The following is a 25,333-nucleotide window of genomic DNA, read 5'->3' on the forward strand; positions in this document are numbered from 1 at the left end:
TCAACGGCGGAACCCTCCCTCGGAGTTGATCACCTCGCCGGTGATCCAGCCCGCCTCGTCCGTGGTGAGCCACGCGATGAGGCGGGCCGGGTCGTCGGGCATCCCCCAACGCCCGGCGGGGAAGCGGGCCGCGACGGCGTCGTACGCGGCACCGGTGAGGTAGTCGGTGTCGACGGGCCCGGGGTTGACGGTGTTCACGGTGATCCCGCGCGCGGCGAGCGGGCCGGCCAGGGAGCGGGTGATGGAGGCGAGGGCGCCCTTCTGCAGGGCGTAGGCGATCTCGCCGGGCATGCCACCCGCGATGTCCTGCCCCGAGGTCATCATGACGACGCGCCCACCGGGACCGGCCGGCCGGAGCCGGGCGTGGGCCTGGACGAGGAGCAGCACCGAGCGGGTGTCGACCGCCCAGTGCGCGTCGAGCATCGCGGCGTCGATCTCGTCGAGCGTGCCGTCGCTGCCGCTGAGGGCGTGGTTGGCGACGAGGATGTCCAGCCGTCCGCCGAGCGCCGAGGCGGCCGTGGCCACGACTGCGGCGGGCGCGGTGGGGTCGGAGAGGTCGCCGGGACCGGCGGCGACCCGTGCGCCGGGGTCGCCGAGCGCCTCGCGCACGGACGCCACGACATCCTCGGGGCGGTCGGCGCCCCAGGGCATCGCGGCGTCGTGCGGGACGTGGTGGTGCAGGTAGACGCTGGCGCCGTGGGCGGCGAGCCGGCGGGCGACGGCGTGCCCGATGCCACCGCGCCGGCTGGCGCCGGTCACCAGGGCGGTGCGGCCGCGCAACGGCAGCGGGTCACGGCGCAGTTCCTCGGGGCTGGGGTGCGGAAGTCGCGGCATGGCAGACCATCATGCGTGCCGGTTCCGGACCGCGCACCCGCTTATCGAAGGGGGTTCCCGTGCGGCAGCCGCCGCAGCCGGACCAGGATCATCCAGGTCTCGGGGCCCGGCCGGGCGTGCGCGGCGCGGACCGCGTACGTGCCCGGGGTGAGACCGACCCGCAGATGCTCGGTCCGTTCCGTCTCCCGCCCCGGCCAGGCCGAGTCGAACAGCACCACCGGGCCGGGCACCTTCCAGTGGACCTCGTGCCCCCAGTCCGCCGTGGCCAGGGCGGACGGGACCCCGGCGAGCAGGTCCGCCTCGGAGTCGGCCGCGCACCACCGGACGAAGACGCCGTGGTCCGGGAGGTAGGCGGTGGACGCCGGTTCGTCGCCGAGGACCAGGGCCGCACCGTCCCCGACCGGGAGGAGACCGACGGCGGCGTCGACCTCGCAGGCCCGGTCGTAGTCCGAGGCGGTCTCGTCGCCGTCGGCGCCGGCCCAGAACGGAAGCACCGTCTCCGGCACGGCTATCAGCGGGCCTCCGCCCGACTCGATCCACTCCAGCGTGCCCGGTTCCGCGAATGTCACCATGCCAGCAGAACCTACACGCCGGGCCTCCGCTCGACGCGGGGTGTCCAACTGGCGTCTCAGCAACCGCAGTTCTCGTCCGTCGTAGGGGCGGTGAGCGGGTCGGCGGGCCGGCGTCCCCGGCCCTCCCACGTCTCGAACTCGAAGCCCTCACGCACCCAGTACTCGAATCCGCCGAGCATCTCCTTGACCTGGTAGCCGAGTTCGGCGAGGGCGAGCGCGGCGCGGGTCGCGCCGTTGCAGCCGGGTCCCCAGCAGTACGTCACCACGGGCACGGACGGGTCGAGGAGGTCCCCGGCCTGCTCCGGGATGAGCGCGGTGGGCAGATGCACGGCGCCCGGGACGTGCCCCTGGTCCCAGGACGCGGTGGACCGGGAGTCGAGGACGACGAAGCCGGGGTCGGTGCCGGCCGCGAGCGCGGCGGCGACGTCGGACACGTCCGCGTGGAAGGCGAGGCTCGCCCGGAAGTGGGCGGCGGCTTCGGCGGGGGCGGCGGGGGCGACCCGCAGGACGGGGTTCACGGCGGGGACGGCGGCGGTCATGGTCGTGCCCTTCGGATGGATCGTCGGCCTTGATCGGATGATCGGAAATCTACGGGCGCCGACTGCCTCCCTGAAGGTCCGTTCCCCGGCACCTCGCTTGATCCGCCGACGAATCCCCTGCTATTCCTCGCCTATGACCGCGTATTCCCCGGACGCCACCGACTGGCGCATCCTCGACGTCCTGCAGCGGGACGGCCGCGCCAGCTACGCCGAGCTCGCCCGTGCCGTCTCCATGTCCGCGAGCGCGGTCACCGAGCGGGTGCGCCGCCTGGAGGAGGCGGGCGTCATCCAGGGCTACGCCGCCGTCGTCGACCCCGAACGGCTGGGGCTGCCGATCCTGGCCTTCGTCCGCCTGCGCTACCCGCACGGCAACTACAAGCCCTTCCACGACCTGGTCGCCGCGACACCGGAGGTGCTGGAGGCCCACCACGTCACGGGCGACGACTGCTTCGTCATCAAGGTCACGGCCCGCTCGATGCGGCACCTGGAGGAGGTCTCCGGCCGGATCGGCGCCCTGGGCTCGGTGACGACCAGCGTGGTGTACTCCTCGCCGCTGCCGCGGCGCCCGGTCGGTCAGTGACCGCGCTGCCGCAGCACCGACCCCGTCCTGTCCTTGATGACCTCGAGCTGGGCGTGGATACGCCGTCGCAGGTCGGCGACGTGGCTGACGATGCCGACGCTGCGGTCCCGTTCGCGCAGTGAGTCGAGGACGTCCAGGACCTCGTCGAGGGTCTGGTCGTCGAGGCTGCCGAAGCCCTCGTCGATGAAGAGGGTGTCGAGGCGCACCCCGCCCGCCTCGTCGGTGACGACGTCGGCGAGGCCGAGGGCGAGCGCGAGGGAGGCGAAGAAGGTCTCGCCGCCCGACAGGGTCGCCGTGTCGCGTTCCCGTCCGGTCCAGGCGTCGACGACGTGCAGGCCCAGGCCGCTGCGGCCGCGGCCGGTGCGGTCGTCGGAGTGGACGAGGGTGTAGCGGCCGGACGACATCCGCTGGAGCCGTACGGTCGCGGCGGCGGCGACCTGCTCCAGCCGGGCGGCCAGCACGTACGACTCCAGCCGCATCCGGCGTTCGTTGTCCGCCGAGGTGCCGGCGGTGAGGGCGGCGAGCCGGGCCACCCGCTCGTACTCCGTGCGCAGCGGGGCGAGCTGCCGTACCGCGCTCGCCGCGCGCGTGGAGAGGCGGTCGAGTTCGGTGCAGCGGCGGGCGGCCGCGTCCCGGGCGGAGGCCGCGTCGCGGGTCCGTCGGGCCGCGGCCTCGGCGGCGCGCTCCGCCGCCGCCAGGTCCGCGGCGGGGCGCCGGGCGGCGGCCACGGTGTCGGCCTCCGCGAGGACCGCGCGGACGGCGGACTCCTCGGACTGCCAGGCGTCCAGGCGCCGTTGCAGCTCGCGGTGGGTCGCGTCGTCGAGCAGGGCGGCGGCCGCGTCCTGCGGGGTGTCGAAGCCGGCCCGGAAGGCGGCGTCGGCCAGCCGGGCGTCGGCGTCCTTGAGGCGCCGGGCGGTGTCCTCGGCGGCGCGCGCGGTGTCGGCGGCGTCGGTGAGGAGGGCCACCTGCCGCTCCAGCTGGGTGGCGCGCGCGGCCACGCTGGTCGCGGTGCCGCGGGCCTGGGTCAGCTCCGCCTCCAGGCCGGACTGCTCGCGGTCCAGCCGCTCGCGGTGCCCGATGCGGGCCGCCGCCCGGACGGCCGCCTGCTGCTGGGCGGCGGTGCGCCGCTCGTGTTCCGCCTCGGCGCGGCGCAGTTCCTCGTGCGCCGCGTGCAGTGCCGAGGCGTCCCTGCGGGCCAGGGCGTACTGCCGTTCCACCTCGTCGGCGGCTTCGGCCAGGCGGTCGGTGGGCAGGTCGCCGGCCTCGGCGGTGGCGGCGGCCAGCGCCTCGCGTACGGTGCCGAGGCGCTGCTCGGCCTCGGTGAGCCGCTCCTCCGCGTCCCGGGTGGCGGCCAGCGCCCGTGCCTCGGCCTCGCGGTCGACGTGGCCGGCGTCCTTGCGGGCGGGCGCGGGGTGTTCGGTGGCGCCGCACACGGCGCAGGCCTCGCCGTCCCGCAGCTGGGCGGCCAGTTCGGCGGCGATGCCGCTGAGGCGGCGCTCCCTGACGTCCAGCCAGTGCTCCTTGGCCGCCAGGGCCCGCTCCTGGGCCTGCGCGGCGCGGGCGGCGGCCGTCTCCGTGTCGTCGGCCAGCTGGTCGCGCAGGCGGGCGGCGGCGAGTCGCTGCCGGGCGGGCTCGCGCTGTGCGGCGAGCTGGTCGGCGCGGTGCGCGGCCTCCTGGGCGGACTCGATCGCCGACTGGAGGCGGACCCGGGTCTCCTCCCAGCCGGTGAGCCAGCTCTCCGCCTCGGTCCGGACGTCGTCGTCGGCCCGCTCCTGGCGGTCCAGTTCGGCGCGTTCGGCGACGAGTTCCGTCAGGCGGCGCTCGCCGCGGCGCGCCGACTCGAGGCCGCCCAGCTCCTCGGCGGCCCGGCGTGCGGCGCCCGCGAATCCGGCCGCGCCGCCGTCGTCGAACGCGGTTCGCAGGCGCGTGTCGGCGCCGAGGGCGTCCCGCAGCAGGTCCCGCGCGTGTGCCCGCGCCGCGGCCGCCTTGCGGTGCTCGGCGTCGGCGGCGTCACGCAGTTGGAGCGCCGGTGCCACCGCCTCGGCCTTGCGGCCCCGCTCCATGCGGGCCTGCGCCTCGCGCTGCGCGTCCGCCCGTGACCGCAGTGCCCGGGCGCGCTCCTGCGCCTCGGCGAACCGCCGCTGCAGCCGCGCCACTTCGCGTACGTCGGCCAGCGCGCGGTCGGCGTCGACCTGCGCGTCCTCGGCGGCCTTCAGCCTGCACCGGGCGACGGTGAGTTCCTCGCGGGCGGTGCTGCGGGCGACGGCGGCGGCACCGAGGACCGCCTCGGCGAGGCCGGGTTCACCGGGGGCGAGGGAAGGCAGCTCCATGGCGTCGCCGGCCGCCTGCTGCATGCGGTGGGCGTCGGCCAGCAGTGCGGCGTCGCCGTCCCGGACGCGGGACTCGGTGGTGCGGCGCCGTTCGGCGAGGCGCTTCTCGACCTCGGCGAAGCGGTGGGTGTCGAAGAGGCGGCCCAGCAGTCTGCCGCGCGCCTCGGCGTCGGCGCGCAGGAAGCGGGCGAAGTCGCCCTGCGGCAGGAGCACGACCTGGCAGAACTGCTCGCGGCTCATGCCGAGCAGCTGGGTGATCTCCTCGCCGATCTCCTGGTGGGAGCGGCTGAGGTCCTTCCAGGTCCCGGCGCGGGGGTCGTGCTCGCGCAGCCAGGTCTGGGCCTTGTCGAGCGTGGTGCCCGAGCCGCGCTTCTTCGGGCGCTCCCAGGGCGGCTGGCGGGTGATCTCCAGGCGGCGTCCGGCGACGGTGAGTTCGAGGCGGACCTCGGTGCGGGTGCCGGCCGCCGCGTGGTCGCTGCGCAGGGTCAGGCCCTGGCCGCTCTGCCGGGCACCCGGCACGGAACCGTAGAGCGCGTAGCAGACGGCGTCCAGGACGGAGGTCTTGCCGGCTCCGGTCGGTCCGTGCAGGAGGAACAGCCCGGCGTGGGAGAGCGCGTCGAAATCGACGGTCTGGGTGCCGCCGAAGGGGCCGAAGGCCGTCAGGTCCAGGCGGTGGAGCCTCACCGGGCCACCTCCCGCACGGCCTCGTCGGCGCGCACGGCGTCGAACGCGTCCCGCAGCACGGCCTGTTCCCGTGCGTCGGGACCGGTGCCGCGCACATGGGTCACGAAGTCCTCCGCGATCTCCTGGTCGCCGCGTCCGGCCAGCCGCCGCGCGTAGGACACCGCGGGCTCGCCGGGCGTGCGCTCGGGGTCGAAGACGAGGCTGAGGGTGTGGGGGAAGCGTTCGCCGAGGCGGGCCATGGGGTCGGCGGGGCGCACCGCGTCGGTGAGGGTCGCCTCGATCCAGGAGTCCTCGTGCCGGCGCAGGGCCGGGTCGGCGAGCAGGTCCTCGAGCGTCCCCCGGATCCGGGCCAGCGGGCGCGGCGCCGGGCAGTCGATCCGCTCGGCCGTGACGGCGCCGCCGGCGTCCAGGTCGACGAGCCACATGCTCTTGCGGTGCCCGGCCTCGGAGAACGAGTACGGCAGCGGGGAGCCCGAGTAGCGGACGCGCTCGGAGATGGTCTGGCAGCCGTGCAGATGCCCGAGGGCCACGTAGTCCACGCCGTCGAAGACACCGGCCGGCACCACGGCCACGCCGCCGACGGTGATGTCCCGCTCGCTGTCGCTGGGCTCGCCGCCGGTGACGAAGGCGTGGGCGAGGACGACGGACCGGGTGCCGGGCGCGCGCGTGGCGAGGTCGGCGCGGACCTGCCGCATGGCGGCGGCGAGCACGGCCTCGTGGTCGGCCTTCTCGACGCCGAATCCGTCCCTGACGAGGGCGGGTTCCAGATAGGGCAGCCCGTAGAAGGCGACGTCGCCGAAGTCGTCCGCCAGCACGACGGGGGTGGCGCAGGTCGCCGGATCGGTGCGCAGGTGGATCCCGGCGCGGCCCATGAGTCCGGCGCCGACGCCCAGGCGGCGCGCGGAGTCGTGGTTGCCGGAGATCATCACGGTGGGCACGCCGAGGTCGGCGAGCCGGTGCAGGGCGTCGTCGAACAGCTCGACGGCGGCGAGCGGCGGCACCGCCCGGTCGTACACGTCCCCCGACACGACCACCGCGTCCACCTCGCGCTCGCGCGCGGTCGTGACGAGGTGCCCGATGAACTCGGCCTGCGCGCCGAGCATGTTGACCCGGTGGAACGCGCGGCCGAGGTGCCAGTCGGAGGTGTGCAGCAGTCTCATGATCCCCCGAGCCTATCGGCCGGGTCCGACAACGCAGGCGGTTACTCCCGTATCGCCCGGTCTCGCACGCTCCCGCATCCCCACCCGCGCCGGCCGGTCACGCTCCGTACCACGTACGGCATTTCAGACATGTCAGGACACGCGTTCCTGGGTGACCAGTTGGTCCGCGAGGCGGCGGGCCTGGGTGAGCAGGGTGCCGTAGGTGGCCAGGGCGTCGAGGTCCTCCAGGGCGCCGTCGGGCAGCCTGCGGTGCAGGGCGTCCAGGGTGCGGCGCATGTCGTCGACGACCTCGCGCAGTTCCTCGTCCACCTCCGCGTCGTAGCCGCCCGGCGCGAACCGGCTGCGGGGGTAGAGGCAGATCGCGCGGGCGCTGCCGCGCAGGAAGTCGGCGTATGCCTCACTGACCGCCGGGCCCGGCCGTGAGTGCGCCCGTCCGCCGTCGCTGGACTCCAGCACCGCGCGGGTGACGCCGGAGGTGTGGACGGCGACGTAGTCGAGGACGGTCACCGCGTCGTCGTACTCCTGGCCGGGCGTCCCCTCCGCCAGTTTGCGGCGGCGCGGGTTGATCCGCAGGCTCTCGCGGCTCCAGCCGACGGCCGAGCGGGCCTGGTCCACGAGCCGGAACAGGCGCAGCGCCCGATCGTGCAGTTCCTGGGCCGGCTCGCTGTCCCACTCGCCGGCGGCCAGCCGGTCCGCCACCGCCTCCAGGATCCGCCGGGCCTCCCCGGCCGCCTCCTCCAGGGCCACACGCGTGCCGCGCAGGTACACGGGGGGACGGATGAGCGCGTTCACGGCGATGCCGACCACCGCGCCGAAACCGGCCTCGGCGATCCGGGTGGTCGACGCCATGAGGGTCACCGGGCCGCTCGTCAGCACGAACAGCGCGCCCGTGGCGGCGTAGACGCCCTGGCTGCCGAGCCGTCCCCAGTTGCCGAGCAGCACCACGACCGGGAGCACCAGGGCCATGGCCAGCATCGCGGAGTCCAGCAGCAGGGCGACACCGGTGGCGACGACCGTCCCCATGGCGATGGCCGCGAGCTGCTGCAGCCCGTGCGCGATCGACCGGAACACCGTCGACTCCACGAGCACGATGGCCACCCAGGCCGCGACGAACGCGTTCGGCGCCTTCAGCCACCATCCGGCCACCGCCCACGCCACGCAGGCCGCCAGGGCCGCCTTGCCGGCCTGGATCGCCACGTCCCGCTCAGGTCCCGGCCCGGTCCACGCCCGCCGGGCCGACTCTCCCACGCCGCGGGCCCCGCGGCGGGCGCGCACGGCCGTCTCACTCATCCCCATGCCCAGCAGGTGCCACATATGCCGGAATGAATGCGGGCCATGGCCCGATCGGCAGGCCCTGTGGCCGCCGTCACGCGCACGGAGGGGCGCACCGGGTCAGGCGTCCCCGTACGCCTCGCCACCGAGCTCGAGGACGGCCGTACCCGCGGTCGTGTCGGCGAGCCAGGAGCGGAACGCCTCCACGTCGGCGTCGGGGAGCCCGATCTCTAGGGTGACGGCCTCCGCGTACCGCACGTCGCGCACCGCGCGGCCGGTGGACCTCAGGTCGTTCTGCACCTTGCCCGCGCGCTGGTGGTCGACGGTGACGGTGGCGAGCCGGAAGCGGCGCCGGGTGAGCGTGCCGACGGCGTCCAGCGCCTCGCCGACCACTCCCCCGTAGGCCCGGATCAGGCCGCCCGCCCCGAGCTTCACGCCGCCGTAGTAGCGGGTGACGACGGCGACGACGTACCGCATGTCGCGACGCAGCAGCATCTGGAGCATGGGGACCCCGGCCGTCCCGCCGGGCTCGCCGTCGTCGCTCGCCTTCTGGGCGGAGGCGTCGGCGCCGATGACGTAGGCCCAGCAGTTGTGGGTGGCGTCCGCGTGCTCCTTGCGGACCCCTGCGACGAAGTCCTGGGCCTCCCGCTCGGTGGCGGCCGGTGCGAGCGCGCAGATGAAGCGCGAGCGGTTGATCTCGGTCTCGTGCACACCGGCGCGGGCGACGGTGCGGTACTCGTCCTGCATCCGACCAGCCTAAGCCGCCCCTCGGGCCGCCCGGCCCGGCCAGGCACGCGCGTGCGTGCCCGCCCGCCCGTCAGTCCTTCCTGCCCCGCGCGACCATGACGTCCGTCAGCAGGGCCGTGCCCGGCGTCAGGTCGCGCCAGCCGGGTCCGTGCCAGGCCAGGACGGCCGCCGCGGCGGTCGGGAACTTCGCGCCGACCTCCTCCAGCAGGTCGTCGAGGCCGTCCCCCGCGAGTTCGAGGACGAGTTCCTCCAGACCGGGGTTGTGCCCGACCAGGAGCAGCGTCACGACCTCCGGGGACACCTCCCGCACGACGGCCAGCAGCTCGGCGGCGCCCGCCGCGTACAGGCGCCGGTCGTGCCGCACCGGCGGGGGCGTCCCCCACTGGGCGCACGCGAGGTCCCAGGTCTGCCGGGCGCGCACGGCGGTGGAGCACAGGGCGAGGTCCGGCAGGCAGTCGGCCTCGGCGAGCAGCCGCCCGGCGACCGGTGCGTCGCGGCGGCCGCGCGCGGCGAGCGGCCGCTCGTGGTCGGGGAGGTCGTCCGGCCAGGCGGACTTCGCGTGCCGCAGGACGACGAGCCGGCGCAGGGGGCCCGCCCCGATGTGCGGGGGCACCGCGATGTGCGGGGTCACAGCGGGCTTCCCAGGTCCCGCGCGAGGTCGAGACCGAGAAGGCGGTCGGCGTGGGCGAACGTCTCGAAGCGGGCGCCGTCCGGCAGGTCCGCGCTCTCCACGCGGCGCAGGACGCCGAGCACCCCGGGCACGTCCAGGTCGTCCTCCCAGGCGGTGCGCAGTTCCGTCCGCACCTCCTCGGGCACGGGCCGCGACGGACGCCGGGCCCAGTCGGCGACGGCGCCCCGCCAGCGCGCCAGGGTGGCGTGGGCCTCGTCGAGCGTGTCCGTGTCGAGCGTCACCGGGACGCCCCGGCGCCTGCCGAGCAGCGCGAGGCGCAGGACGGCGGGGTCGGCGTCCTCGGGCGGTGCGGACGCCTGCACGGCGGCGACGGCCACCCGCACGCCGTCGGGTTGCGCGCCGCCCTCGCGCACGACGTGCAGGACCTGTGTCTCGCCCAGCCCCGACGCGGCGTCCCGGCCGTCCTCGAAGGGCCGGATGCCGAGCGCCGCGGCTCCGGCCCTGAGCTCCGCCTGCTGCCGCTCCTCGTCGAGCAGCGCCCAGACGGGCGTGCCCCCGAGTTCCAGGGCGCGCACGAGGAGGTCCGCGACGAGCAGGACCCGCAGGGCGGTGACGTCGAAGCCCTCGGTATGTGCCTCGACGCGGGTCAGGCCCCGCCGGGCGGGCGCGGCGTCGACAGGCTGGCCGGTTCGGGCGTCGATGATGCGCAGCACGGAGCGAGCGTAGGCGCCCGAGCGGCCGTCCGCAGCGGTCCGACGCGCTTCCCCCTCGGCGTGCCGCGCGCCGGGGTCCTCGGCGCCGGACCGGTCAGCCATGGGGCCTCGGCCCGCCCACGCGCGCGTGGGACCTGTGGAACCCGGGCATCGCCACCCCCTGCCGTGCGGACTGCCCGCACGGTACTGCGCACCGGCCTGCCCGGACAGGCGTTCGGGCAGGCTTCCGGTGCCCGCCAGCGGCGGGAATCGTCACGGCCCGCCGTCCGTTGTCGCTGGGAAAGGCAGTGGGACGAGACGACACAGAAGGAGACCGGCGGTGTACGGAGACGACGCGACGGTCCGCAGGATCCTCGGCGAGCTCGGCGACACCTGGGCCATCGTGGGTCTGTCCTCCAACCGGCGGCGGGCGGCGTACGGCGTGGCCGACGTGCTGCGGCGCCACGGCAAGCGCATCGTGCCGGTCCACCCGAAGGCCGAGACGGTCCATGGGGAGCAGGGTTACGCGTCGCTGGCGGACATCCCCTTCGAGGTGGACGTGGTCGACGTCTTCGTGAACAGCGACCTCGCCGGCGCGGTCGCCGACGACGCGGTCGCCAAGGGCGCCAAGGCGGTCTGGTTCCAGCTCGGCGTCATCGACGAGGAGGCGTACGACCGCACGCGCGCGGCGGGCCTGGACATGGTCATGGACCGGTGCCCGGCGATCGAGATACCCCGCCTCGGCTGACCCGGCCGGCCGGCCGCCCACCTCTCCCCCGCCTGGCGGCCCCCCTCCATAATGCTCGGGTGACTTCGACCTCCCCCCACCCCAACCCCCCTGCTCCGCACCGGTTTCCGGTGGTCATCGTGGGCGCCGGCCCGGCCGGCCTGACCGTCGGCAACATCCTGCGGGCCGCCTCCGTCGACTGCCTGGTCCTGGAGACCGAGACCCGTGCTTCCATCGAACAGCGGCCCCGCGCCGGGGTCCTGGAGGAGTGGGCCGTACGCGGGCTGCAGCGGCGCGGGCTCGCGGACACCCTGCTGGAGCGGGCCCAGCGGCACACGGAGTGCGAGTTCCGGTTCGACGGGCGGCGCCACCGGTTCGCGTACACCGAGCTGACGGGCACTCACCACTGGGTGTATCCGCAGCAGTCCCTGGTGACGGACCTGGTCCGGGAGTACGCGGACGTTCGCGGCGGCGAGATCCGCTTCGGCGTGCGGGACGTCCGGGTGCACGACGTGGACGGCGACCAGCCCTCGGTGTCGTACGTCTGCCCGCTGACCGGGCGGCGCGAGGTGGTGCGGTGCGACTTCGTCGCCGGGTGCGACGGGGCGCGCGGGGTGACACGGGCCGCGCTGCCCGCGGGCCGCACCCGGACGTCCCGCGGCGACTACGGCATCGGATGGCTGGCCCTGCTCGCCGAGGCACCGCCGTCGGCCGACTGCGTCGTGTTCGGCATGCATCCGCGCGGGTTCGCCGGCCATATGCCGCGCAGTGCCGACGTGACCCGCTACTACCTCCAGTGCCCGCCGGGCGACGACCCGGAGAACTGGCCGGCGGACCGGGTGTGGGCGGAGCTCCGGCAGCGCCTCGGGGCGGACGGCGCTCCGCCCCTGGTCGAGGGGCGGCTGGTGGAGAAGCGCGTCCTGGAGATGCACAACTACGTGGTCGAGCCGATGGCGTCCGGGCGGCTCCTGCTGGCGGGCGACGCGGCCCATCTGACCGCGCCCATAGCCGCCAAGGGCATGAATCTCGCGCTGCACGACGCCTTCCTGCTCGGCGACGGGCTCGTCGCCCACCTCACGAAGGGCGACTCCGCCGGCCTGGACTCCTACTCCGCCACCTGTCTCGAACGGGTGTGGGACTACCAGGAGTTCTCGCAGTGGCTGTCCGAGGTGTACCACGGCGTCTCCTCGGGCGACCCGTACCGCGCGGGCACCACCCTGGCCCGGCTGCGCCGGGTCTTCGACTCCCCGGTGGCGGCGCGGGCGTTCGCCGAGCAGTACCTCGGACAGCCCGTCACCTCCTGACGCGCGCCGTTACGCCTCAGTCGTGCGGCGGCCGGTCGCTGAGCCGGTGGTCCGCCACGTTCAGGGCCTCGTCGACGAGGCGGCGCAGATGGCCGTCGCGCAGGGAGTAGACCACCCGCCGCCCCTCCTTGCGGGTGTCCACCAGGCCGGCGAGCCGCAGCCGGGCCAGGTGCTGGCTGACGGCGGGCCGGGCCGCCCCGCACGCCTCGGTGAGCGTCGTGACGTCCGCCTCCCCGGCCGTGAGGGCGTGCAGCAGGGTCAGCCGGGTGCGGTCCCCGAGCAGGGCCAGGATCTCGGCGGCCAGGGCGAACTGCTCCTCGCCCGGGCTGCGCGGATGCGCACCGTGCGCAGCTGACAGGTGCATGCGTGCGCTCATACGCACATAATGGCCCCGTGGGCGGCCGGCCGTCCACCTCCGCGCGTCGGAGCGCATCGAAGCGCAGCGGATCGGAAGGGGATCACCGTGAGCGACGGTCACGCGCACGGGCACGACGGGCACCGCCATGAACGGCACGGGCACCCGCCCGGGGACGCGCACCCGCCGAGGGACGAGCAGCCGCACTCCCCCACCCGGACGTCCCTGCGCCACCGCCTCGCCCACCTCCTGCGACCGCACTCCCACGAGACGGCCGACAGGCTGGACCCGGCACTGGAGTCCTCGGCCCGCGGGATGCGGGCCCTGTGGGTCTCCCTGCTGGTCCTCGGGGTGACGGCGCTGGCCCAGGCGGTCGTGGTGGCCGTCTCCGGGTCGGTCGCGCTGCTCGGCGACACCGTGCACAACGCCGCGGACGCGCTGACGGCCGTCCCGCTCGGCATCGCCTTCGTGCTGGGCCGGCGCGCGGCGACGCGCCGCTTCACCTACGGATACGGCCGGGCCGAGGATCTCGCGGGCCTGGCCATCGTCCTCACCATCGCCGCGTCCGCCGTCTTCGCGGGCTGGACGGCGGCCGCCCGGCTGCTGGACCCGGAGCCCGTGCAGCACATCCCGGTGGTGGCGGTGGCGGCGCTCATCGGCTTCGCCGGGAACGAGTGGGTGGCCCGGTACCGCATCCGGGTCGGACGCGCCATCGGCTCGGCGGCGCTCGTCGCCGACGGGCTGCACGCCCGCACCGACGGCTTCACCTCGCTGGCGGTGCTGGTGAGCGCGGGCGGCGCCGCCCTGGGGTGGCAGTGGGCGGACCCGGTCGTGGGGCTCGCGATCACGGCCGCGATCGTGCTGGTGCTGCGGGACGCGGCCCGTGAGGTGTTCCGGCGGGTGATGGACGCCGTGGACCCGGCCCTGGTGGACCGGGCCGAGCGGGCCCTGAGGGACGTCGCGGGCGTCCGGGAGGTCGGCGAACTGCGGCTGCGCTGGATCGGGCACCGGCTGCGCGCCGAGGTGGCCGTGGTCGTGGACGGTGAGGCGACGGTGCGTCAGGCGCACGCGATCGCGGTGGACGCCGAGCACGCGCTGCTGCACGCCGTCCCCCGGCTCACGGCGGCCCTGGTGCACGCCGATCCGGCACCGGTGACGGGTGAGCAGGACCCGCACCAGGTGCTCGCGCACCACATGACGGCATGAACCCGCGGCGCCCGGCCGGTGTCTCAGCCCGCGGCGATCCCGAGCCCCTCCAGCACGACCGCGTTCGGCAGCTCGGCGAACGCCTTGCCGGGGACCAGGAGCTTGCCGCGCCGGCGGCCGCTGCCGACCAGCACGTACGGCAGGTCGACGACGGCCGGGTCGACCAGCAGGGGCCAGAGCCCGGGCAAGCCGATCGGGGTGATGCCGCCGTATTCCATGCCGGTCTCGCCGGTGGCGGTGTCCATGGAGGCGAAGGACGCCTTGCGGGCGCCGAGATGGCGGCGCACCACGCCGTTCACGTCGGCGCGGGTGGTCGACAGGACCAGGCAGGCCGCCAGTGTCGTCTCGCCGCCGCGCTTGCCGGCGACGACCACGCAGTTCGCGGACGCCTCGAGGAGGTCCCGCCCGTAGTGCTCGACGAAGGCGGCCGTGTCGGCCCACTGCGGGTCGGTGTCGACGTAGACGATCTGCTCGGCGGGGACGCTGCCGCGCCAGTTCCGTACGGCCTCGGCGACGGGGTCGATCAGATCGTCGAGGCATTCGGGGGCGGGAGTGGCGCTGTCGAAGTGCCCGATGGGTGCGTCCATGGCCGCACGCTAACAGGCGCTCGGCGGCCGCCGGAGGGACGTCTCAGCGTGCGGGCGGCACGGAGACGGCCAGCATCCACTCGGCCGGGACCTCGCCCTGGTTGCCGTACACGTGGGGGGCGTCGGCCTCGAAGGTGGCGCTCGCCCCGACCGGAACCCGGTGGTCCACGCCGTCGACGGTGAGGGTCAGCTCGCCGGCGGTGACGTGCACGATCTCGACGGTGCCGACCGGGTGCGGGTCCGAGCTGCTGCTCTCGCCCGGCATCATCCGCCAGTGCCACATCTCCAGCGGGCCGGGGGCCTCGGTCCCGGCGAGGAGGCGGCTGTGGCTGCCCGCGTCGGTGTGCCACAGCCGTACGACCTGGTCGGCCGGGACGACCCGCACCTTCGGCCCCTGCTCGTAGTCGAGGAGCGTGGTGATGCTGACGCCGAGCGCGTCGCCGATCTTGACGACCGTGCCGAGGCTGGGGTTGGTGCGGGCCTGCTCGATCTGGATGAGCATGCCGCGGCTGACACCGGCCCGGGTCGCGAGCACGTCGAGCGTGAAGCCGCGTACCGTCCGCCAATGCTTGACGTTGCGTGCCAGGGACTGGGTCAGCAGGTCGAGGTCCGACACATTCCGTCCTTGCGGAGTCCAATATTCTGGATGACAGGGTTCACCAGACCGCACTACCGTGGGGTGCACCCGATCGTCCACCGCACTGTACTGCGAGGCTCCTGTGACAGCACTCTTCGCCCTGGCCACCAGTCTGCTCTGGGGTCTGGCGGACTTCGGCGGAGGCGTACTGACCCGTCGCACCCCCGCGCTGACGGTGGTCGTCGTCTCGCAGGCGATCGCGGCGGCCGTCCTCGGTGTCGTCGTCCTGGCCACGGGCGCCTGGAGCGAGGCGGACCCGCGGTTGTGGTGGGCGGTCGCGGCCGGCCTGGTGGGACCCGTCGCCCTGCTCTGCTTCTACAAGGCGCTGGCGCTCGGCCCGATGGGCGTGGTCTCGCCGCTCGGGACCGTGGGCGTGGCCGTGCCCGTCGGGGTGGGCCTCTTCCTGGGCGAGCGGCCCGGGCTGGTGCAGACGGCGGGGATCGCGGTGGCGGTGCTCGGAGTGGTCCTGGCGGGCGGACCGCAGCTGCGGGGCGCTCCCGTGCAGCGGCGGTCGATCCTGCTCACGCTGGTCGCGGCCTTCGGCTTCGGCACGGTCTTCGTGCTGGTGGCGGAGGCGTCGACCACCGTCACCGGCCTGTTCCTCGCGCTCTTCGTGCAGCGCGTCGTCAACGTGGGGGCGGGCGGCCTCGCGCTGTACGTGTCGGTGCGGCGCGGGGCGCCGGCTCTCCCGGACGACGGCTTTCCCTGGCGCTCGCTGCCCGCGCTCGCGTTCGTCGGCCTCGCCGACGTCGCCGCGAACGGCACCTATGTGGTCGCCGCACACCGTGGGCCGGTGACCGTGGCCGCCGTGCTCGCCTCGCTCTATCCCGTGGTGACCGCCCTGGCGGCGCGGGGCGTGCTGCGGGAGCGGCTGGCCGGCGTGCAGGCGGCGGGTGCCGGGCTCGCCCTGGTGGGCACCGTGCTGCTGGCCGCGGGCTGACCCGCACGGGCACCGCCCGGTCAGGACTCGGTGGCGGGCTCCGCCAGTTCGGCGGTCGTCCGCTCGTCCAGCTCCGCCAGCCGCGCCACGGTCTCCTCGTCGAGGCCCGCCAGCGCCTGGAGCTGTCCGGGGGTCACGCCGTCCGGTATCGGCACCGGCGCCGGCGTCCGCAGCGGCGGCTGCCAGCCGTCCTCAGGCGTCCAGCGCCGTACGACACGGGCGGGCGCCCCCGCCACCACGGCGTGGTCCGGCACCGTGCCGCGGACCACCGCGCCCGCGGCGACCACCACGTTCCGCCCGATCGTCGCGCCCGGCAGGATCACCGCGCCGGTGCCGATCCAGCACCCGGGGCCGATCTCGACGGGCTCCATCCGCGGCCACTGCCTGCCGATGGGCTCGTGCGGGTCGTCGTAGGAGTGGTTGGTGGAGGTGACGTAGACGTACGGGCCGAAGTAGCAGTCGCTGCCGATGGTCACCGTCGTGTCGGCGATGACATGGCTGCCGCGGCCGAGGACGACGCCGTCGCCGACGCGCAGGATCGGATCCGGGCCGAGGTCGAGGTCGGGCATCAGACCGGCCGTCAGGGTGACCTGCTCGCCGACGATGCAGTGCGAGCCGAGGTGGATCCACGGCTCCCCGAAGACCGTGCCGAGCGGGAAGGCCAGCCGGGTGGCCTCGCCGAGGGATCCGAAGCGGAAGCGGCCGGGGTGCTCCGCGGTCACCGAACCCGTGCGCTGCGCCCAGGCCCAGCCCGCGTGGACGGCGCGCTGCGCCAGTCGGCGTCGCCAGGATGAGAACGTGTTCTTGCGCTTGGGCACGGCCTCACGGTACTGAGCGTTCGTGGTCGTGATGAGGCCGAGGGGCTGTGATCTTCGCCCTACCGGGTGGCGTACGGTGCGACTGTCGACGACGTTCGGGGTGAGGAGAGGGCGATGACGGACAAGGCGCTGGTCATGGGGATCGCGGGACGGGAGCCCAGGATCGACGGGTCCGCGTTCGTGGCGCCGACGGCGTCCGTGATCGGGGACGTGACCCTGGAGGCGGGCGCCAGCGTCTGGTACGGCGCGGTGGTGCGCGGTGACGTCGAGGCGATCCTCGTCGGGGAGCAGGCCAACATCCAGGACAACTGCACGCTGCACGCCGACCCCGGTTTCCCGGTGCGGGTGGGTGCGCGGGTGTCCGTCGGGCACAACGCGGTGGTGCACGGGGCGACCGTCGAGGACGACTGTCTCGTCGGCATGGGCGCGACCGTGCTGAACGGCGCGGTGATCGGGGCGGGCTCGCTGGTCGCCGCGCAGGCGCTGGTGCCGCAGGGGATGGTCGTGCCGCCGGGGTCGCTGGTGGCGGGCGTGCCGGCGAAGGTGAAGCGGCCGCTCACCGAGGAGGAGCGGCAGGGGGTCACGCTGAACGGCACGATGTACGCCGAGCTGGCCAAGGCGCATCGGGAGGAGCACGCAGGGCGCGGCTGAGACCGTCGCGCCCGCCGCGCCGGGCCCGGTGTGCTCAGTCGCCCGCGGGGACCGGCGCGGGTTCCGCTTCCTGGTGGGCGGTCTGCGCCTTGGCGGCCTTGCGCTTCACGATCAGCAGGGAGGCGAGGCCGATCAGGACCGCCGCGACCAGGCCCAGCCAGGAGAAGCGCTTCAGCCAGGACTCGGCGACCACGCCGACGTAGTAGATGACGGCGGTGGTGCCGCCCGCCCAGACGATGCCGCCGAGCACGTTCGCGGTCAGGAACTTCCAGTACGGCATGTGCAGGACGCCCGCGAGGGGTCCGGCGAAGATGCGCAGGAGGGCGACGAACCGGCCGAAGAAGACCGCCCACATCCCCCACTTCTGGAAGGACCGCTCGGCGGTCGCGATGTGCCCCTCGCTGAAGTGCCTGGGGAACTTAGCGCCCAGCCAGGCCAGCAGGGGCCTGCCTCCCCTGCGGCCGATGGCGTAGCCGATGGAGTCGCCGATGACGGCGCCGGCGCTCGCGCAGGCGCCGAGCACGAAGGGGTCGATTTCGCCGTGCTGCGAGGCGAGCAGGGCGGACGACACCAGGATGATCTCGCCGGGCAGCGGGATGCCCAGGCTCTCCAGTCCGATGACCAGCCCGACCAGCAGGTAGATCGCCAGCGGGGGCACCGTTTCGAGCCATTCCTGGACGTGCAACGCCGCTTCCTCTCGTGTGCCTGACCCTGCGTTCCCGGGCGCCCGCTCAGCGGTGGGCGCGCATCGGGGAAGCCTACCCGCTCTCTTGGACGTCCCGGGCGTCGTCCGGGTTGCGTCCGGACCGGCCGTGGCACGCGGGCGCGCGGCCGTGAGCCGGAACGCGGCTGTGCGGCGCTCAGCCGTTCGGCCGCAGGGTCCAGATGGCCCTCATCTCGCCGGTGACGGCGCCGTCCGCGCGCCGGATCTCGATGATCACCGGGAACTCGGGCCGCTCCCCGGCGTCCAGCTGCGCGACGACCTCGGCGGCCGGGCGGCCCAGGGTCGCGGTGGCCGTCACCGCTCCCATGGCGAGCCGGCGGTAGGAGATCTCGGCGCTCACGGCGAGCGGCACGGCGCGGGCCAGCTGGTCCCCGAACGCGGACAGCACGATGGCCCCGCCGGCGGACTCGCCGAGCGTGAACATGGCGCCGGCGTGCGGCCCGCCCACGTGGTTGTGGAACGCGCTCTGGTCCGGCAGGACCACCACGGCCCGCTCGGGGGTGATCTCCACGAACTCGAGGTGCAGGGTCCGGGCCATGGGCACGGTGGCGACGAGCATCTCGCCGACGGACAGCTGGTCTGCGCTCATGACGGTCACGTTACTCGCGAGTAGGGACGGGCGACAGACCGCCGTGACGCACCCCTCACCCAGGGCCGCGCGCACCGTCCCGAGCGCACCCGCCCGTCCGTGACCTGCGCACCGGCTTGGCAAACCGGGGGCCGGACGGCGATAGTCGGCCGGTGACCCGCGCCGCCCCTCCTTCCCGCCGCTCCCGCCGCCCCGCCTGGGCGGGCCGCAACTACAGCCTGCTGACCGCCTCGGCGTTCGTCACCAACCTCGGCAGCAACGGCTCCCTGATCGCCGCCGCCTTCGCCGTCCTGGAGGCGGGCGGCGACGGCGGCGACGTGGGTCTCGTCGCCGCCTCCCGGACCCTGCCCCTGGTGCTCTTCCTGCTGATCGGCGGTGCCGTCGCGGACCGGCTGCCCCGGCACCGGGTGATGGTGGCGGCCAACGCCCTCAACTGCGTCTCGCAGGCGGTCTTCGCCGCGCTGGTCCTCACCGGCGAGGCCCGGCTGTGGCAGATGATGCTGCTCACCGCGCTCGGCGGCACCGGCCAGGCGTTCTTCAGCCCGGCCGCCGAGGGCATGCTGCTGTCGTCGGTGCGGGGGGAGCAGGCGGGCAAGGCGTTCGCGGTGTTCCGGATGGCGATGCAGGGAGCGGCCGTCGGAGGAGCGGCGCTCGGCGGTGCCATGGTGGCGGCGCTGGGACCGGGCTGGGTGCTCGCGGCGGACGCCGCGGCCTTCGCGGTCGCCGGTGCGATGCGGGCCCTGCTGGACGTCAGCCGGGTCGCGCGGCGCGCGCCCGGCGGCGGCATGCTCGCCGATCTGCGCGAGGGCTGGCGGGAGTTCGCGGGACGGCCGTGGCTGTGGGCCGTGGTCGTCCAGTTCTCCGTCGCCAACGCGGTGGTCGCGGCGGCCGACGCGGTCTACGGTCCGCTCGTCGCCCGGGACCACCTGGGCGGGGCCGGCCCGTGGGGCGTGGCCCTGGGGTTCTTCGGCGCGGGCACGGTGGCCGGCGCGCTGCTCATGACGCGCTGGCAGCCGCGCCGCCTCCTCCTCGCCGGCACCCTGTGCGTCTTCCCGCTGGCCCTGCCGTCCGCCGCGCTCGCCGTGCCGGTCCCGGTGGGCGCGCTGTGCGCGGTGATGTTCCTGACCGGAGTGATGCTGGAGGTGTTCGGCGTCTCCTGGATGACCGCGCTGCACCAGGAGATACCGGAGGACAAGCTGTCCCGCGTCTCCGCCTACGACTGGTTCGGCTCGGTCGCCATGGTCCCGCTGGCCACGGCCCTGGCCGGCCCGGCGGAGACCGCGTTCGGGCGCGCGCCGGCGCTGTGGGGCTGCGCCGCGGTGATCGTGGTGGTCACCGCCGCGGTCCTGTGCGTGCCGGACGTCCGCAATCTGCGCCGCCGCGGCAAGCCGGTGACGTCGGGCGGCAGCGGCGCCCCGGCGGGCACGCGGGCCCCGGCCGAGGGGATCGGCTGACGGCACCGGCCCCTCAGCCGATGCCGAACGCCCCCTCGGGCGGCTCGGGTGACGGGACGGCGTCCTCGTCCCGCACGGGACGTGCCGCTCCCATGAAAGCCCGCACCCCGGCCCCCTGCTCCACGCGGGCCGGGAACGCGTCGCCCGCGGTCAGCCGGGCCAGGGCGGCCGTGTCCACGGGCCGGTGCGCGGCGACCAGGACCGCGTTCCCGAAGCGCCGCCCGCGCAGCACGGCCGGTTCGGCGATCAGCGCGAGCTCCTCGAAGACATCGGCCAGGTTGGCCAGTTGGGAGCGCAGGAAGGCGAACGGCGCGGCGTCGGCGAGGTTCGCGAGGTAGACCCCGTCGCCGCGGAGCACCCGGGCGGCGGCGCGGGCGTACTCGACGGACGTGACGTGCGCGGGCACCCGGGAGCCCGCGAACACGTCGGCGACGAGCACGTCGGCCGACCGCGCCGGGGCGGCGTCGAGCCACGCCCGCGCGTCGGCGGCGTGCGTGGTGATGTCGGCTCCGGCGGGCGTCGGCAGATGCTCCAGGACCAGGTCGAGCAGCGCACCGTCGAGCTCCACGACGTGCTGCCGGGACCCCGGCCGGGTGGCGGCGACATACCGGGGCAGGGTGAGCGCCCCGCCCCCGAGGTGCACCACGTCCAGGGCGCGCCCCGGCTCCGCCACGACGTCCAGCGCGTGCCCGACCCGGCGCACGTACTCGAACTCCAGGTGCGTGGGCTCGTCGAGGTCGACGTACGACTGCGGAGCCCCGTCGACGGTGAGCAGCCAGGCCCGTTCCCGGTCGACGTCGGGCATGAGCTTGGCGAAGCCGTGCCCGGTGGCACCGGCGACGGGTCTGGAGTCGTCCACTCCCCCATTGTGGGGCGCCCCGGTCCCGCCACCGGCACGGGGGCCGCACGCCCGGTCGTCCCGGTCGCGCGGCCCCCGGCCCCTCATACGACGGCGGTCACCGTCCCGGCCCCGACAGTCCGGCCACCCTCACGGATGGCGAACCCGAGACCGGGCTCCAACGGCACCTCGCGCCCCAGCTCGACGGTCATGGTGACGGTCTCGCCGGGCCGCGCGACGGCCGCCCCACCGAGGTCGACGTCCCCCACCACGTCCGCGGTGCGGATGTAGAACTGCGGCCGGTACCCGGTGGACAGCGGCGTCGAGCGGCCGCCCTCGCGGGCCGACAGGACGTACACCTGGGCCGTGAAACGGCTGCGGGGCTCCACGCTGCCCGGCGCGGCCACCACGTGCCCGCGCCGGACGGCGTCCCGGGGGACGCCGCGCAGCAGCAGCGCCACGTTGTCACCGGCCTGGGCCTCGTCCATCGGCTTGCCGAAGGTCTCCAGGCCGGTCACCACGCTCTCCACGCCGGCCCCGAGCACCTCGACCCGGTCGCCGACGCGGACGGTCCCCCGCTCCACGGCACCGGTCACCACGGTCCCCCGGCCGGTGATGGTCAGGACGTTCTCGACGGGCAGCAGGAACGGCGCGTCGACGTACCGCTCCGGCATGGGGACGTACGTGTCCACCGCGTCGAGCAGCGCCTCGACGGCCGCCGTCCACCGGGGGTCGCCGTCCAGCGCCTTCAGCCCCGAGACCCGTACGACGGGCGCGGCGTCGCCGCCGTAGCCGTGCTCGCTGAGCAGGTCCCGGACCTCCAGCTCGACGAGGTCGAGCAGCTCGGGGTCGCCGGCGTCGGCCTTGTTGAGGGCGACGACGATGTGGTCGACCCCCACCTGCCGCGCGAGCAGCACGTGTTCGGCGGTCTGCGGCATGATGCCGTCGAGCGCGGAGACCACGAGGATCGCCCCGTCGAGCTGCGCCGCGCCGGTGACCATGTTCTTCACGTAGTCGGCGTGGCCCGGCATGTCGACGTGCGCGTAGTGACGGGTGTCGGTCTCGTACTCGACGTGCGCGATGTTGATGGTGATGCCGCGGGCCGCCTCCTCCGGCGCCCGGTCGATGCGGTCGAACGGCACGAAGGTGCCGGAGCCGCGGGCGGCCAGGACCTTGGTGATGGCGGCGGTCAGCGTGGTCTTGCCGTGGTCGACGTGGCCCATCGTGCCGATGTTGAGATGCGGCTTGGTACGCACGTACGCCGTCTTGGACATGGGTGTGCTCCGAAGTCTGACGTCGCTGGACGTCTCGGTGACGAGAGGGGGACCCCGAGGAGGTGCCGACCCTCCCCCTGCGGGGTCCGCCGGACGTTCCGGGGAGGGTCAGCTTCGGGCGCCGTCGACGGCGGCCAGGAGGACGAGGACGGCAGCCTTCGGCGTATCCGCGGCGGCGGATGCGGCGAGAACGAAGGCGTACCGGAACATGACGCCGATCATCGCCGAGGCCGCCCCCGGCGTCGAATGGTTTTCCCCGCGCGGCCCGGCGGTCAGGCGCCGATGTTCTTCAGCGCCTCACGCACGGACAGCGGGGCGAACCGCCCGCCCTCGCGCGCCAGGAAGTCCCGTACGGCCCCGGGGTCGGTCTTGGCGTACTCGCGCAGGCACCAGCCGATGGCCTTGCGGATGAAGAAGTCGGGGTGGCCGGACTGGCGCAGGCAGTAGGCGAACAGGCGCCGGGTGTCGGTACGTTCCCGGTAGCGGAGCTGGTGCAGGAGAGCGGTGCGGGCGACCCAGAGGTCGTCGTCCTCGATCCAGGCGTCCATGTCCGCGGCCAGCGCGGCGTCGGCCGTGACGAGGCCGCCGACGACGTGCGCGGCGAGCGCGTCGACGGTGTCCCACCAGGGCACCGTCGACACCAACTGCCGGGTCACCGGGAGGAACCCGGAGGACAGACGCGTCACATGCCGGCGCAGATAGTCGACGGCGAAGTACTGGTACTCCCGCTCGGGCAGCCGCCAGCAGCGCAGCGCGACCGCGGTGCAGTCGCCTTCGTCGGGGCGCGGGGTGCCCCGGACGACGGAGCGCGACAGGGCGCGGCGCTCGGGAGAGGGGATGCCGAGGAACGGGGCCACGTCCTTCATGTAAGCCCGCATGGCGGCGGCCCGCCCCGGGTCCGCGGCGGCCGCGTAGGTGCTGGTCAGCCGCTCCATCACCGTGTCGGCGAGCATGCTGCGCGGCACGTCCGTCGTTTTCGCGCCTGTCCCGCTCATGGCACGACCATACGGCGATCACATGTCCTCTTCGGTTACTGTCGCCGAATGCTCGACGATGCCACCACCCGCTCTGGGGGCACCGCGACGGCCTCTCCCCGGGCCGTCACCACGGAGCTCGCCGTCCCCGTCCCCTCGCTCACGCCCGCGCCCGCCGGCCTGGCCGCGCGCTGCGGCAGAGCCCTGCTCTCGCCGTGGTCACGGCTGTCGGCGCTGGTGCTCCTGCTGGCCGCCGCCGCGTCCTGCGTGCTGCTCTTCGAGCCGCAGAGACTCCTGTCGGACGGCTGGCCGGCGCACCTGGAGGGCGCGGCGGCGGTCGTGCTGTTCGCGGTGGCGTACGGCCTGGTCACGGTGGCGTTCGTGCCGCGTCCCCTGCTGAACCTGGCGGCGGGCGCGCTGTTCGGCTCCCAGCTGGGTCTGGGCGCGGCGCTCGCGGGCACGGTGCTGGGGGCGGGGATCGCCTTCGGGCTCGGCCGGCTGCTGGGCCAGGACGCGCTGCGGCCGCTGCTGCGCGGCCGGGTGCTGAAGGCGGCGGACGGCCAGTTCAGCCGGCACGGCTTCCGCTCGATGCTGGCGGTGCGGCTCTTCCCGGGGGTGCCGTTCTGGGCCGCGAACTACGCCGCCTCCGTCTCCCGCATGGGGTACGTCCCGTTCCTGCTGGCGACGGCGCTCGGCTCGATCCCGAACACCGCCGCGTACGCCGTGGCCGGCGCCCGTGCCGCCACACCGACGTCGCCCGCCTTCCTGATCGCGCTGGCCTGCATCGCCGTGCCGGCGCTGGCGGGTGTGGTGGTGGCCTGGCGCAAGCGCCACCACCTGCGCGGCCGCTGAGCCCCGCCGTCGGTCACACGGCTTCGAGGACCATCGCGTTGGCGAGTCCGCCGGCCTCGCACATCGTCTGCAGGGCGTAGCGGGCGCCGCGCTCGCGCATCGCGTGCACCAGGGTCGTGGTGAGCCGGGTGCCGCTGGCGCCGAGCGGATGGCCGAGCGCGATCGCGCCGCCGTGCACGTTGACCCTGGAGAGGTCCGCGCCGGTCTCCTGCCGCCAGGCGAGCACCACGCTGGCGAACGCCTCGTTCACCTCGAACAGGTCGATGTCGTCGATCGACAGGTTCGCCCGGCGCAGCACCTTCTCGGTCGCCGGAACGACGCCGGTCAGCATGAGGACGGGGTCGGAGCCGGTGACGGCGAAGCTGTGCAGCCGGGCCAGGGGGCGCAGGCCGAGGCGGGCCGCCGTCTCGGACGACGTGATGAGGACGGCGGAGGCGCCGTCGTTGACGGGGCTGGCGTTGCCCGCGGTGACGTTCCACTCGATCTGCGGGAAGCGCTCGGCGAACACCGGGTCGTGGTAGGCGGGCTTGAGTCCGGCGAGGATCTCGGGCGTGCTGCCGGGACGGACGCACTCGTCGCGCGAGACGCCGTCCAGCGGCGCGACCTCGGCGTCGAACAGGCCCTTCTCCCAGGCCGCGGCGGCCCGGTGGTGGGAGGAGACGGCGAACGCGTCCATCTCCTCACGGGTGAGGGACCACTTGGCGGCGATCAGTTCGGCACTGATGCCCTGCGGGACGAGCCCGTCGGGGTAGCGGGCGGCGATGCCGGGGCCGAAGGGGTCCTTGCCGGGCGGCACGTTCGACCACATCGGCACCCGGCTCATCGACTCGACACCGCAGGCCACGACCAGGTCGTAGGCGCCGGACAGGACGCCCTGGGCGGCGAAGTGCACGGCCTGCTGGGAGGAGCCGCACTGGCGGTCGACGGTGGTCGCCGGGACCGTCTCGGGGAAACCGGCGGAGAGGGCGGCGTAGCGCGTGGTGTTCATGGCCTGCTCGCCGACCTGGTCGACGGTGCCGCCGATGACGTCGTCGATCAGCGCCGGGTCGACGCCGGAGCGCTCCACGAGGCTGCGCAGGGTGTGGGCGAGGAGTTCGACGGGGTGGACGTGCGCGAGGGAGCCGTTCGGCTTGCCCTTGCCGATGGGGGTGCGTACGGCTTCGACGATGACTGCGTCTCGCATGGTGCGGGCCTCCTTGGCGCGCGGGGCCGGTGGCTCGGCGGGTACCGGGCGCCGCCTGATTACCGGTGAGTAGGAAATCTGAACTCACCATAGCTCCGCAGGTTGGAAAATCAAACCCTCTCCTTGGGCGCTGTGCGCGTCTTCGGGTACTGCGCACCCATCTGAGCAGCAAAGTCGGA

At 74.7% G+C, this 25,333-nt stretch carries 27 protein-coding genes; 8 read left to right on the top strand and 19 right to left on the bottom strand.

What is annotated here, in order from left to right; all coding sequences use genetic code 11:
• From ABZ899_RS16590 to ABZ899_RS16600, 3 genes are read right to left on the bottom strand one after another with little or no spacing between them, the layout of a single operon-like run.
• Complete coding sequence (locus ABZ899_RS16590; protein WP_361346146.1) at positions 1-834, bottom strand: SDR family oxidoreductase; 834 nt, start codon at positions 832-834, stop codon at positions 1-3.
• Between the two features lie 41 nt (positions 835-875).
• On the bottom strand, positions 876-1,406 hold the full coding sequence (locus ABZ899_RS16595) for an immunity 21 family protein (protein ID WP_361346147.1): 531 nt from the start codon (positions 1,404-1,406) through the stop codon (positions 876-878).
• A gap of 56 nt (positions 1,407-1,462) precedes the next feature.
• On the bottom strand, positions 1,463-1,945 hold the full coding sequence (locus tag ABZ899_RS16600; RefSeq protein WP_361346149.1) for a rhodanese-like domain-containing protein: 483 nt from the start codon (positions 1,943-1,945) through the stop codon (positions 1,463-1,465).
• Positions 1,946-2,078: 133 nt separating this feature from the next.
• On the opposite strand from ABZ899_RS16600, the gene ABZ899_RS16605 reads away from it, so the two are divergent.
• A complete protein-coding gene (locus ABZ899_RS16605; protein ID WP_361346151.1) occupies positions 2,079-2,525 on the top strand; it encodes an Lrp/AsnC family transcriptional regulator in 447 nt (148 codons plus the stop codon).
• Here ABZ899_RS16605 and ABZ899_RS16610 read toward each other — a convergent pair.
• The 6 genes from ABZ899_RS16610 to ABZ899_RS16635 form a co-directional block, all read right to left on the bottom strand.
• On the bottom strand, positions 2,519-5,539 hold the full coding sequence (locus tag ABZ899_RS16610) for an SMC family ATPase (RefSeq protein ID WP_361346153.1): 3,021 nt from the start codon (positions 5,537-5,539) through the stop codon (positions 2,519-2,521). The genes ABZ899_RS16605 and ABZ899_RS16610 overlap by 7 nt on opposite strands.
• Positions 5,536-6,699, bottom strand: a complete 1,164-nt coding sequence (locus tag ABZ899_RS16615; protein ID WP_361346155.1) for an exonuclease SbcCD subunit D — start codon at positions 6,697-6,699, stop codon at positions 5,536-5,538. Before ABZ899_RS16615 ends, ABZ899_RS16610 begins: the two co-directional genes overlap by 4 nt.
• Before the next feature lie 132 nt (positions 6,700-6,831).
• Positions 6,832-7,989, bottom strand: coding sequence for an aromatic acid exporter family protein (locus tag ABZ899_RS16620; protein WP_361346157.1), 1,158 nt, complete (start codon positions 7,987-7,989; stop codon positions 6,832-6,834).
• Between the two features lie 102 nt (positions 7,990-8,091).
• Positions 8,092-8,718 carry a YigZ family protein gene (locus tag ABZ899_RS16625; RefSeq protein WP_361346158.1) on the bottom strand — a complete coding sequence of 209 codons (627 nt, stop codon included), beginning with the start codon at positions 8,716-8,718 and terminating at the stop codon, positions 8,092-8,094.
• Between the two features lie 70 nt (positions 8,719-8,788).
• Entirely contained in the window at positions 8,789-9,349 is a 561-nt protein-coding gene (locus ABZ899_RS16630; RefSeq protein ID WP_361346160.1) for a histidine phosphatase family protein, read from the bottom strand.
• The gene (locus ABZ899_RS16635) at positions 9,346-10,062 is read right to left on the bottom strand and encodes a hypothetical protein (protein ID WP_361346162.1); all 717 of its coding nucleotides are present in this window, start codon (positions 10,060-10,062) and stop codon (positions 9,346-9,348) included. The genes ABZ899_RS16630 and ABZ899_RS16635 overlap by 4 nt, the downstream gene beginning before the upstream one ends.
• A 319-nt stretch (positions 10,063-10,381) precedes the next feature.
• Here ABZ899_RS16635 and ABZ899_RS16640 point away from each other — a divergent pair, with 319 nt between their 5' ends.
• Together ABZ899_RS16640 and ABZ899_RS16645 are read left to right on the top strand one after the other, a co-directional pair.
• On the top strand, positions 10,382-10,789 hold the full coding sequence (locus tag ABZ899_RS16640) for a CoA-binding protein (RefSeq protein ID WP_361346164.1): 408 nt from the start codon (positions 10,382-10,384) through the stop codon (positions 10,787-10,789).
• 59 nt (positions 10,790-10,848) lie between these two features.
• Positions 10,849-12,072 (top strand): 4-hydroxybenzoate 3-monooxygenase, encoded by a 1,224-nt coding sequence (locus ABZ899_RS16645; RefSeq protein WP_361346166.1) that lies wholly within the window; start codon positions 10,849-10,851, stop codon positions 12,070-12,072.
• 16 nt (positions 12,073-12,088) lie between these two features.
• Here the strand turns inward: ABZ899_RS16645 and ABZ899_RS16650 are convergent, their stop codons facing one another.
• Positions 12,089-12,448 (bottom strand): metalloregulator ArsR/SmtB family transcription factor, encoded by a 360-nt coding sequence (locus ABZ899_RS16650; RefSeq protein WP_361346168.1) that lies wholly within the window; start codon positions 12,446-12,448, stop codon positions 12,089-12,091.
• An 87-nt stretch (positions 12,449-12,535) separates the two neighbouring features.
• On the opposite strand from ABZ899_RS16650, the gene ABZ899_RS16655 reads away from it, so the two are divergent.
• Positions 12,536-13,633, top strand: coding sequence for a cation diffusion facilitator family transporter (locus ABZ899_RS16655; protein WP_361346170.1), 1,098 nt, complete (start codon positions 12,536-12,538; stop codon positions 13,631-13,633).
• 23 nt (positions 13,634-13,656) lie between these two features.
• Here the strand turns inward: ABZ899_RS16655 and ABZ899_RS16660 are convergent, their stop codons facing one another.
• Together ABZ899_RS16660 and ABZ899_RS16665 are read right to left on the bottom strand one after the other, a co-directional pair.
• Positions 13,657-14,220, bottom strand: a complete 564-nt coding sequence (locus ABZ899_RS16660) for a YbaK/EbsC family protein (RefSeq protein ID WP_361346172.1) — start codon at positions 14,218-14,220, stop codon at positions 13,657-13,659.
• A gap of 43 nt (positions 14,221-14,263) precedes the next feature.
• Positions 14,264-14,836 carry an XRE family transcriptional regulator gene (locus ABZ899_RS16665; protein ID WP_361346174.1) on the bottom strand — a complete coding sequence of 191 codons (573 nt, stop codon included), beginning with the start codon at positions 14,834-14,836 and terminating at the stop codon, positions 14,264-14,266.
• A gap of 103 nt (positions 14,837-14,939) precedes the next feature.
• Here ABZ899_RS16665 and ABZ899_RS16670 point away from each other — a divergent pair, with 103 nt between their 5' ends.
• Positions 14,940-15,797: a DMT family transporter gene (locus tag ABZ899_RS16670; RefSeq protein WP_361346175.1), complete on the top strand. Its 858-nt coding sequence runs from the start codon at positions 14,940-14,942 to the stop codon at positions 15,795-15,797.
• Between the two features lie 20 nt (positions 15,798-15,817).
• Here the strand turns inward: ABZ899_RS16670 and ABZ899_RS16675 are convergent, their stop codons facing one another.
• Positions 15,818-16,615 (bottom strand): acyltransferase, encoded by a 798-nt coding sequence (locus ABZ899_RS16675; protein ID WP_361346177.1) that lies wholly within the window; start codon positions 16,613-16,615, stop codon positions 15,818-15,820.
• Positions 16,616-16,729: 114 nt separating this feature from the next.
• Here ABZ899_RS16675 and ABZ899_RS16680 point away from each other — a divergent pair, with 114 nt between their 5' ends.
• Positions 16,730-17,266 (top strand): gamma carbonic anhydrase family protein, encoded by a 537-nt coding sequence (locus ABZ899_RS16680; RefSeq protein ID WP_361346178.1) that lies wholly within the window; start codon positions 16,730-16,732, stop codon positions 17,264-17,266.
• A gap of 34 nt (positions 17,267-17,300) precedes the next feature.
• Here the strand turns inward: ABZ899_RS16680 and ABZ899_RS16685 are convergent, their stop codons facing one another.
• Both ABZ899_RS16685 and ABZ899_RS16690 read right to left on the bottom strand, forming a co-directional pair.
• Positions 17,301-17,951, bottom strand: a complete 651-nt coding sequence (locus ABZ899_RS16685) for a DedA family protein (RefSeq protein WP_361346180.1) — start codon at positions 17,949-17,951, stop codon at positions 17,301-17,303.
• 175 nt (positions 17,952-18,126) lie between these two features.
• Positions 18,127-18,579: a DUF4442 domain-containing protein gene (locus ABZ899_RS16690; RefSeq protein ID WP_361346181.1), complete on the bottom strand. Its 453-nt coding sequence runs from the start codon at positions 18,577-18,579 to the stop codon at positions 18,127-18,129.
• Between the two features lie 152 nt (positions 18,580-18,731).
• Between ABZ899_RS16690 and ABZ899_RS16695 the strand changes: the two genes are divergently transcribed.
• Positions 18,732-20,033 carry an MFS transporter gene (locus ABZ899_RS16695; RefSeq protein WP_361346183.1) on the top strand — a complete coding sequence of 434 codons (1,302 nt, stop codon included), beginning with the start codon at positions 18,732-18,734 and terminating at the stop codon, positions 20,031-20,033.
• A gap of 13 nt (positions 20,034-20,046) precedes the next feature.
• On the opposite strand, the gene ABZ899_RS16700 is transcribed toward ABZ899_RS16695, so the two are convergent.
• The 3 genes from ABZ899_RS16700 to ABZ899_RS16710 form a co-directional block, all read right to left on the bottom strand.
• Entirely contained in the window at positions 20,047-20,892 is an 846-nt protein-coding gene (locus ABZ899_RS16700; protein ID WP_361346185.1) for a fused MFS/spermidine synthase, read from the bottom strand.
• Positions 20,893-20,975: 83 nt separating this feature from the next.
• Positions 20,976-22,145: an elongation factor Tu gene (tuf, locus tag ABZ899_RS16705; RefSeq protein WP_361346187.1), complete on the bottom strand. Its 1,170-nt coding sequence runs from the start codon at positions 22,143-22,145 to the stop codon at positions 20,976-20,978.
• Between the two features lie 272 nt (positions 22,146-22,417).
• Positions 22,418-23,140: a DNA alkylation repair protein gene (locus ABZ899_RS16710; RefSeq protein ID WP_361346189.1), complete on the bottom strand. Its 723-nt coding sequence runs from the start codon at positions 23,138-23,140 to the stop codon at positions 22,418-22,420.
• Positions 23,141-23,188: 48 nt separating this feature from the next.
• Here ABZ899_RS16710 and ABZ899_RS16715 point away from each other — a divergent pair, with 48 nt between their 5' ends.
• The gene (locus ABZ899_RS16715) at positions 23,189-23,971 is read left to right on the top strand and encodes a TVP38/TMEM64 family protein (RefSeq protein WP_361346190.1); all 783 of its coding nucleotides are present in this window, start codon (positions 23,189-23,191) and stop codon (positions 23,969-23,971) included.
• A 13-nt stretch (positions 23,972-23,984) separates the two neighbouring features.
• On the opposite strand, the gene ABZ899_RS16720 is transcribed toward ABZ899_RS16715, so the two are convergent.
• Positions 23,985-25,154 (bottom strand): thiolase family protein, encoded by a 1,170-nt coding sequence (locus ABZ899_RS16720; RefSeq protein WP_361346192.1) that lies wholly within the window; start codon positions 25,152-25,154, stop codon positions 23,985-23,987.
• Between the last annotated feature and the right edge of the window lie 179 nt (positions 25,155-25,333).

It is taken from the genome of Streptomyces sp. NPDC046859, from assembly GCF_040645135.1.
Lineage (GTDB): Bacteria > Actinomycetota > Actinomycetes > Streptomycetales > Streptomycetaceae > Streptomyces.